Source organism: Sphingomonas sp. Ant20 (assembly GCF_000783375.1).
GTDB lineage: Bacteria > Pseudomonadota > Alphaproteobacteria > Sphingomonadales > Sphingomonadaceae > Sphingomonas > Sphingomonas aerolata.
Genome location: NZ_JRVI01000114.1, coordinates 1 through 6,960 on the forward strand (window position 1 = coordinate 1; position 6,960 = coordinate 6,960).

The window sequence follows — 6,960 nt, forward strand, 5'->3', positions numbered from 1 at the left end:
CCGGCCGGTGCCGCGTGCGACGTCGGCGAAGGGATCGGCGCGGTCGGACCAGTTCGCCTGCCAGAGGCTCGCGCCGCCCGACATGGTCGTCTCGGTGTCGGTATGCTCGTCGGCAGTTCGGCGACGAAACGCGAGGGAATCGACGAATTCCACTGGCCGTAGATGCGGCGATTGGCGGCGTGGAGGATGACGGCCAGGCGCCGCGCGCGCGTGATCGCGACATAGGCGAGGCGGCGTTCCTCCTCGAGGCTCTTGACGCCGCCCTCGTCGAGCGAACGCTGCGACGGGAAAAGTCCTTCCTCCCAGCCGACGCAGAAGACGGTGTCGTATTCGAGGCCCTTGGCGGCGTGGATGGTCATGATCGTGACCTGCGGATCCTGCGCGCCGCCCTCATTGTCCATGACGAGCGAGACATGTTCGAGGAATGCGCCGAGCGAGTCGTACTCCTCCATCGCGCGGACGAGTTCGCTCAGATTCTCGAGCCGGCCGGTCGCCTCGACCGATTTCTCGGCCTGGTACATCGCGGTGTAGCCGCTCTCGTCGAGCAGCTGCCGTGCGAGTTCGGCGTGGGGCAGGCTGGTCGCCATGTCGCGCCAGCGCGCGATGTCGCCGACGAGGCGGCCGAGCGACTTCTTGGCGGCCCCGGTCAGTTCGTCGGTGTCGAGGATGCGGGCGGCGGCCGTCGTGAGCGGGGTGCCGGTGGCGCGCGCGAGCTGGTGGATGCGCGCGACCGCCTTGTCGCCGAGGCCGCGCTTGGGGACGTTGACGATGCGTTCGAAGGCGAGGTCGTCCGCGGGCTGGTTGACGACGCGGAGGTACGCCAGCGCGTCGCGGATCTCGGCGCGTTCGTAGAAGCGGAAGCCGCCGACGATCTTGTACGGCATGCCGATCGCGATGAAGCGATCCTCGAACTCGCGCGTCTGGTGCTGCGCGCGGACGAGGATCGCGACCTCGTCGAGGCTCTTGCCCGTGCGGCGGACGCTCTCGATTTCCTCGCCGACGCGGCGCGCTTCCTCGGGGCCGTCCCAGACGCCGATGACCTTGACCTTCTCGCCGACGTCGAGCTCGGTCCAGAGCTGCTTGCCGAGGCGGCCGCCATTGTTGGCGATCACGCCCGAGGCGGCGCCGAGGATATGCGGCGTGCTGCGGTAATTCTGTTCGAGGCGGATGACCTTCGCGCCGGGAAAATCGCGTTCGAACTTCAGGATGTTCTCGACCTGCGCGCCGCGCCACGAATAGATCGACTGGTCGTCGTCGCCGACGCAGGCAATGTTCTTGCGCTCCTGCGCGAGCAGACGCAGCCAGAGATATTGCGACGAGTTGGTGTCCTGATACTCGTCGACCATGATGTATTTGAAGCGCTGCTGATACTGGGCGAGCACGTCGCGGTGCGTCTTCAGGATGACGAGCATGTGGAGCAGCAGGTCGCCGAAATCGCACGCGTTGAGCGCGCGCAGCCGGGTCTGATATTGCTCGTACAGCTCGCCGCCGCGGCCATTGGCGTAGCGCTCGCTCTCGCCCGCATCGATATCGGCGGGGACGAGGCCCTTGTTCTTCCACTGGTCGATCAGCCCGGCGAGGCTGCGCGTTGGGAAACGCTTCTCGTCGATATCGGCGGCGAGGATGAGCTGCTTGAGCAACCGCAGCTGGTCGTCGGTGTCGAGGATCGTGAAATTGGACTGCAGCCCGACGAGCTCGGCATGGCGGCGCAGCATCTTGGCGGCGATCGCGTGGAAGGTGCCGAGCCACGGCATCCCCTCGACCGCGTCGCGACGAGGCGCCCGACGCGCTCGCGCATCTCGCGTGCGGCCTTGTTGGTGAAGGTGACGCTGAGGATCTCCGACGGCCACGCCTTCTTGGTGAAGATCAGATGTGCGAGTCGCGCGGTCAGCGCCGCGGTCTTGCCGGTGCCCGCGCCGGCGATGATCAGGACGGGGCCGTCGGTGGTCAGCACCGCCTCGCGCTGGGGATCGTTGAGGCCGCGGAGATAGGGCGGCTGGCGGTTTGCGTCGGACGGATGGGCGATCTGGTTCACCGGTGAACAGGTAGGGAACGGGGCGCGATCGGGCAAGCGGCTAAGGCTTGCACGACTCAGCGATGTCTGGAACAAATCGAGAATATCAACAGGAGGCGTGCATGTTGTCGGGACGATGCCACTGCGGAGCGATCCACTATGTCGCGACGGGCGAGGCGGCGCATCATGCGCTGTGCCACTGTGAGGATTGCCGCCGAAGCGCAGGCGCGCCGATGGTCGGCTGGATCGCGTTCAAGACCGAGCAGGTGAAGATCTCGGGCGATCCGGTGACCTATGCGTCGTCCGAGCACGGGCGGCGGCTGTTCTGCGGAACGTGCGGGACGGGGCTGTTCTACACCAACCCGGTCGCGCTGCCGGGGATCATCGACATCCAGTCGTGCACGCTCGACGATCCCGAGTCGGTCGCACCGGGCGCGCAAATCCAGGTCGCGGAGCGGCTGGCGTGGATGGCGGACCTGACGAGCCTGCCCGAATTCGCGCGCTATCCGGGGATGTGAGCGCGCGTTCGGTCGCCACCGAGGTGCGGGGTGCTCGAAATCGCGGGGCGACCGACGAACCGTCGCCAAACCGTCGCGGGAGCGTAACGATCCGGGCGTAGGGCGTGCGCAGCGACGAGGGTCTTCGTCGGAGAGGCCGCGCAGAGACGGTCCTCCCGACGGTCAGGCTTAGTCGCGCGCAGGCCGGCGTGCCTGCGGACCGCAGGACCAGCAAAGGACGTCACCATGAAGATCCTCCACAGCGTCGCTTCGGCGGCGATCGCTTCCGCGTGCCTTTTTGCGACCGGCGCTGCCGCCGATCCGGTGCGCGACCCCGTCACGATCCGTGTCTCGCATGCCGGGCTAGACCTGGCCAGCGACGCCGGGCGGCGTGTGCTTGCGCGTCGCGTGCAGTCGGCGGTCAACCGGACCTGCGCCCCGCGGACCGGCGGGCTGAATGCCTTTGCCGAGTCGCGCCGGTGCCGCACGGAAATGATGCAGGACGCCACGGTCCAGACCGCCGCGTTGCTGACGCGCAACGGGACGCAGCTGGCAAGCCTCGCGGGGCGCTAGCGTCGTCGCGCTCGATCCGATGCGCGATTGAAGGAGGACCGCTCTGTCAAAGGCGCGGCGGTCCTCCCCCGCCGTCAGGCTGTGCCTGCCCCCCCCGGCGGGGGGAGGATCATGGGCGGTCGCGCGCTGCGCGGGGTTCGTCACTGTGTCATTCTGGTATCGCCGCGCGGCGATGCATCGCGTTGTCATAAAGTTGTAATCGTTAGGGCCGACTGCGCGATCATGGCTACTTCCCCATTAACGGTCGACGCGATCGACCGCGCACCGCGCAGCGGACCGCGGCTCGATCATGATCTGCATCCGGCCGGGCGCTGGATCTTTCTGGCAGTATTGCTGGGGGGGCTGGCCTATGCGGGGTTCAGCATTGCCACCGATACCGCGCAGGTTGGCGAGACGCTCGCGGTCGGTGCGTTCGCGTTCCTCGGGCTCGCGCTGCTGATCGCGCTCGGGTTCGAATTCGTCAACGGCTTCCACGACACCGCCAATGCGGTCGCGACGGTCATCTACACGCATTCGATGCCCGCGCCGCTCGCGGTCGTCTGGTCGGGCTTCTTCAACTTCGTCGGCGTGATGACGTCGTCGGGCGCGGTGGCCTATTCGATCATCACGCTGCTGCCGGTCGACCTGATCCTCAACGTCGGCAGCGCGGGCGGGTTCGCGATGATCTTCGCGCTGCTGCTCGCGGCGATCCTGTGGAACCTCGCGACCTGGGCGGTCGGGCTGCCCAATTCGTCGAGCCATGCACTGATCGGCTCGATCCTCGGCGTCGGGCTCGCCAACCAGCTGATCAACGGCGGCGCGGACGGCACGTCGGGCGTCGACATGGCGCAGGTGACCAAGGTGCTCTCCGCGCTCGCGTTCAGCCCGGTGGTCGGCTTTGTCGGCGCGCTGCTGATGTTGCTGGTGATGAAGGCCTTCTCGACCGATCGCAAGCTGTTCGAGGCGCCCGAGAGCAATACGCCGCCGCCGCGCGGGATCCGTGCGCTGCTGATCGGCACCTGCACCGCGGTCAGCTTCGCACATGGCAGCAATGACGGCCAGAAGGGGATGGGGCTGATCATGCTCATCCTGATCGGCTGCGCACCGACCGCCTATGCGCTGAACCGGACGATGCCCGAAAGCGCGACGCCGGCCGTCGTCCAGAGCGCGCGCGCAGCGTCGTCGGCCTTTGCCGCACATGCCGACGGCACGCCTTCGACGGTCGAGGCCGCCCGCGCGCGCGTCACCACCGCGCTGAAATCCAAGCAGGTCGCCGAGCCCGTCGTCTATGGCGCGCTCGCCACGCTGTCGAACGACGTCACCCGCCGGATCGAGGGCTATGGCTCGCTCGGCAAGGTCCCCGCGGCGGCGACGTCGAACCTGCGCAACGACATGTACCTCGTGCTCGACACGACCAAGCTGGTCGCGGCGGACAAGACCGCGCAGGCGCGCTTCACCGCGCAGGAGATCACGACGCTGAAAACCTATGGCGGCGGGCTCGAGCAGGGGACGCGCTACATCCCGATCTGGGTGAAGGTCACGGTCGCGCTCGCGCTCGGGCTCGGCACGATGGTCGGGTGGAAGCGGATCGTCGTCACCGTCGGCGAACGGATCGGCAAGTCGCATCTGACCTATGGCATGGGTGCGTCGGCGGAGCTGGTCGCGGCGGCGACGATCCTGATGGCGGACCGGTTCGGCCTGCCCGTGTCGACGACGCATATCCTGTCGTCGGGGATCGCCGGTTCGAGCGTCGCCAATGGCGGCGGACTGCAGCGGCGGACACTGGTGAACATGGGGCTGGCGTGGATCATGACGCTGCCGGTCGCGATGCTGTTGTCGGGCGGGCTGTACTGGATGCTGCTCGGGGTTGCGCACGCGTTGGGCCGCTAAAGCCGAGCGCGCGATTGACGGGGCGGCGGCGGGCGGCGATGCACGCGGCATGAGCACGCTTAGGTCCAGCCGCCGCATCCTCGCCGCCAGCCTGGTCGGCACCGCGGTCGAATTCTACGACTTCTACATCTACGCGACCGCGGCGGCGCTCGTGTTCGGGCCGCTGTTCTTCGCGGGCCAGTCGGCGTCGGCGCAGCTGCTGCTGAGCTATGCGACGTTTGGGCTGGCGTTCGTCGCGCGGCCGGTGGGCGCGGTGCTGTTCGGGCATTTCGGCGACCGGGTCGGACGCAAGTCGACCCTGGTCGCCTCGCTGCTGCTGATGGGTGGATCGACCGTCGCGATCGCGTTCCTGCCGACCTATGCGCAGGTCGGCTGGTGGGCGCCGACCCTGCTCTGCCTGATGCGGCTGGGGCAGGGGCTGGGGCTGGGCGGCGAATGGGGTGGGGCCGCGCTGCTCGCGGTCGAGAATGCGCCGCCGCACCGTCGCAACACGTTCGGGATGTTCCCGCCGCTCGGCGCGCCGGTCGGGTTTCTCGCCGCCAACGGCCTGTTCCTGATCATCGGCCTGGTCCTCGACGAGGCGCAGTTTCTTGCCTGGGGCTGGCGGATCCCGTTCCTGGTCAGTGCGGTGCTAGTCGGACTGGGGCTGTGGGTGCGGCTGAAGCTGACCGAGACGCCCGCGTTTCTCGAAGCCGAGAAGACCGAGGCGATTCCGCGCGTGCCGATCGCCGAACTGCTGACGCGGCATTTGCGCGCGACGCTGGCGGGGACGTTCGGGGTGATCGCGTGTTTCGCGCTCTTCTATCTCGCGACCGCGTTCGCGCTCGGCTACGGCACGAAGACGCTCGGCTATTCGCGCGAGGCGTTTCTCGGCGTCGAGCTGGTCGCGATCTGGTTCCTGGCGGCAGGGGTGATCCTCGCGAGCGTGCTGGCGGATCGCTATTCGGCGGCGCGGATGCTTAGCGTCGGGTTTGCGGGCTGTATCGTCGTAGGCGCGCTGATGGGGCCGATGCTGGGATCGGGATCGCTGGTCACGGTGTCGCTCTGGCTGTCGGGCGCGCTGTTCGTGATGGGGTTCGCCTATGGCCCGCTCGGCGGGTGGCTGCCGAGCCTGTTTCCGGCGGGCGTGCGCTATACCGGCGTGTCGATGACGTTCAACCTTGGCGGCGTGCTCGGCGGGGCGCTCGCGCCGATCGTGGCGGAGGCGCTGGCGCCGCGCGGGCTCGGGCTGGTCGGGGTGTATCTGATGGCCGCGGGAGTGCTGAGCCTTGGCGGGCTGCTGATCGTCGGGCGCCGCGCCGCCGCCTAGGACGGGGTCTCCCGCTTGCGCGGGAGACCGTCACGTCAGGCGGGGAACGTCAGGCGGGGCGCAGCAGCGTCAGCCGCGCCTTGCCGTGGACGCGCGTGGCGTCGACCTCGAAGCCCGGCAGTTGGACGACCTCCGCCTTCGCGGTCTCGAGGCTGATCCACGTCGCCGGGCTGGTCCAGCCGAGCCGGGCGAGCTTGTCGAGCGCGACGAGGCCTGCCCCGGTGTCATAGGGCGGATCCATCAGGATGATGTCGAGCGGCGCGGGCGCGGGGCCCATCGCCATCACCGAGGTCGCGCGGACGTCGCCGCGAATGCCGAGCTTGGCGAGATTGGCCTTCAGCGCATCGAGCGCGGGCTTGTCCTGCTCGACGAACAGGCACGACCCCGCGCCGCGCGACAAGGCCTCGATCCCGAGCGCGCCCGAGCCCGCGAAGAGATCGGCGACCGCGAGCCCTTCGAAACTGCCGACCCGGCTGGTCAGCATCGAGAACAGCGCCTCGCGCATGCGATCGGCGGTCGGGCGGGTCGCGTCACCCTTGGGCGCGACGATCTGGCGGCCGCGATACTGGCCTGCGATGATCCGCATCAGCGTTTACCTCCGCGTGGTGCGCGGGGCGGGTGACCGCGCCCCCCTGATGGTCCCTTGCCGGGCGCGGGCGGACGGCTGCCGCGTTCGGGGCGCGGTGCCGTATCGCGGG

At 68.7% G+C, this 6,960-nt stretch carries 6 protein-coding genes and 1 pseudogene; 5 read left to right on the forward strand and 2 right to left on the reverse strand.

Going from position 1 to position 6,960, the window contains the following annotated elements; genetic code table 11:
• Nucleotides 1-1,951: pseudogene (locus NI18_RS14145) on the reverse strand (UvrD-helicase domain-containing protein); the annotation flags it as partial.
• Between NI18_RS14145 and NI18_RS27110 the strand changes: the two are divergent.
• The 5 genes from NI18_RS27110 (at nt 1,871) to NI18_RS14165 (ending at nt 6,262) form a co-directional block, all read left to right on the forward strand.
• Nucleotides 1,871-2,041: a hypothetical protein gene (locus tag NI18_RS27110; protein ID WP_306286421.1), complete on the forward strand. Its 171-nt coding sequence runs from the start codon at nt 1,871-1,873 to the stop codon at nt 2,039-2,041. The pseudogene NI18_RS14145 and the gene NI18_RS27110 overlap by 81 nt on opposite strands.
• Before the next feature lie 95 nt (nt 2,042-2,136).
• Entirely contained in the window at nt 2,137-2,532 is a 396-nt protein-coding gene (locus NI18_RS14150) for a GFA family protein (protein ID WP_037530697.1), read from the forward strand.
• 225 nt (nt 2,533-2,757) lie between these two features.
• Nucleotides 2,758-3,084: a UrcA family protein gene (locus tag NI18_RS14155; RefSeq protein WP_037530699.1), complete on the forward strand. Its 327-nt coding sequence runs from the start codon at nt 2,758-2,760 to the stop codon at nt 3,082-3,084.
• 222 nt (nt 3,085-3,306) lie between these two features.
• Nucleotides 3,307-4,953, forward strand: a complete 1,647-nt coding sequence (locus NI18_RS14160; RefSeq protein ID WP_037530701.1) for an inorganic phosphate transporter — start codon at nt 3,307-3,309, stop codon at nt 4,951-4,953.
• Between the two features lie 49 nt (nt 4,954-5,002).
• Nucleotides 5,003-6,262: an MFS transporter gene (locus NI18_RS14165; RefSeq protein ID WP_037530703.1), complete on the forward strand. Its 1,260-nt coding sequence runs from the start codon at nt 5,003-5,005 to the stop codon at nt 6,260-6,262.
• A gap of 49 nt (nt 6,263-6,311) precedes the next feature.
• On the opposite strand, the gene rsmD is transcribed toward NI18_RS14165, so the two are convergent.
• Nucleotides 6,312-6,848, reverse strand: a complete 537-nt coding sequence (rsmD, locus tag NI18_RS14170; RefSeq protein ID WP_037530705.1) for a 16S rRNA (guanine(966)-N(2))-methyltransferase RsmD — start codon at nt 6,846-6,848, stop codon at nt 6,312-6,314.
• Nucleotides 6,849-6,960 lie beyond the last annotated feature (112 nt).

Excerpts from the sequence above, each read along its gene's own strand:
- NI18_RS14150 (WP_037530697.1), top strand. The coding sequence starts at position 2,137 with ATGTTGTCGGGACGATGCCACTGCGGAGCGATCCACTATGTCGCGACG.
- NI18_RS14155 (WP_037530699.1), top strand. The coding sequence starts at position 2,758 with ATGAAGATCCTCCACAGCGTCGCTTCGGCGGCGATCGCTTCCGCGTGC.
- NI18_RS14165 (WP_037530703.1), top strand. The coding sequence starts at position 5,003 with ATGAGCACGCTTAGGTCCAGCCGCCGCATCCTCGCCGCCAGCCTGGTC.
- NI18_RS14160 (WP_037530701.1), top strand. The coding sequence starts at position 3,307 with ATGGCTACTTCCCCATTAACGGTCGACGCGATCGACCGCGCACCGCGC.
- rsmD (WP_037530705.1), bottom strand. The coding sequence starts at position 6,848 with ATGCGGATCATCGCAGGCCAGTATCGCGGCCGCCAGATCGTCGCGCCC.
- NI18_RS27110 (WP_306286421.1), top strand. The coding sequence starts at position 1,871 with ATGTGCGAGTCGCGCGGTCAGCGCCGCGGTCTTGCCGGTGCCCGCGCC.